This is a genomic window from Poinsettia branch-inducing phytoplasma str. JR1, from assembly GCF_000309465.1.
GTDB lineage: Bacteria > Bacillota_I > Bacilli_A > Acholeplasmatales > Acholeplasmataceae > Phytoplasma > Phytoplasma pruni.
The window spans coordinates 1-1,202 of sequence record NZ_AKIK01000169.1 but is presented as its reverse complement, the minus strand read 5'-3'; the positions used below and the strand labels follow the sequence as shown (position 1 = coordinate 1,202).

General features: G+C 24.6%; 2 protein-coding genes. Both read left to right on the top strand.

The features are described from left to right. The first annotated feature begins 24 nt into the window (after positions 1–24). Positions 25–411 (top strand): Panacea domain-containing protein, encoded by a 387-nt coding sequence (locus ON17_RS03105; RefSeq protein ID WP_017192046.1) that lies wholly within the window; start codon positions 25–27, stop codon positions 409–411. A gap of 388 nt (positions 412–799) precedes the next feature. Further along, a partial coding sequence (locus tag ON17_RS03100; protein ID WP_017192044.1) for a CHC2 zinc finger domain-containing protein occupies positions 800–1,202 on the top strand: 403 nt, incomplete at its 3' end.

Here is a 1,202-nt window from a genome sequence, read left to right as displayed (position 1 = left end):
TAATTTATTTCTACGATAAGATCTGTGATAACTTCTTTTTCTAGACATTTAAATCTCCTTTTATTTAAATTTTATTTAAATAGAAAAACAACTTTATTCACTTATTACCTACTCTTTCAAGCTTGGAGATTTGGCCCAGTTTTTCCTGATTTATATAAGATTTTAAAAAAATATCGTGACCAAATTATTAAAAATGTTCCTAACGTAACTGAAACTCCATTAACTTCCAAACAAATAAAAATTATTGATTATGTTGTTTCTAAATATAGTCGTTATGACACTTGGGATTTAATTGATAAAATTCATAGCGAAGCCCCATGGTGCGATACTTTTCCAGCTGAAAAACTTTTCAGTCGTAGAACTATTAGCGATGAAAAAATTTTGAAATATTATTCACAAAACCCTATTTAATTAATTAATTTTTTTAATAAGAAAATTGAAAAGTGATCTTTATTCGCAAATGAAATTTAAATATCTTTTTAATAAACAATTATTTATAAAAAATGCTATGTTTGCTTTTACAAGCTATTCTGTTCAATGTATTACAAATATGATAAGAATTTTAAATGAATATTTAGAAACAGATTGAATAGTATTAAAAAAAAAATTCTAAACAATTTCCAAACAAATATAACAAAAAGAAACAAGAAATTAATCAAATTATTATAAAACATTTTTAATTTTAAGACTTTCAAAACGAAGGTCTTTTTTTATTACCAATTATAAGCCGCTCCCTAGAGTGGCTATATTTTAGTTTATAAAAAACAATAATATAATAATAAATTAAGGAGTAAAATAAATGAATCATCAAGACAAAATTAACCACATTAAAACTAATTTTCCTATGATTGTTTTATTAAAAAAATTAAAGATTTTACCATCAAATTTCAATATCAAATACCGTTTTCCTTGTCCTGTCCATCAAGGCCAAAACCCTACTTGTTGTCATATCAATGATCATAACCAGATTCACTGTTGGAAATGTGGCTGTGATTACGATATTATCGATGTATATAGAGAAATACGACAAATTAAATCCTTTAGCGAAGCCATTCAAAGAATAGATCACTTTATGAAAAGTAATGAATTTAAAAGGCTTATTCACCAAGAAAAAACCACAAATAATAATTCACCTAACCCTTTTAAACAACAACATAATGCAATTAAATCAAAGCATCTAGTTGACGAAAAAGAAATTAATA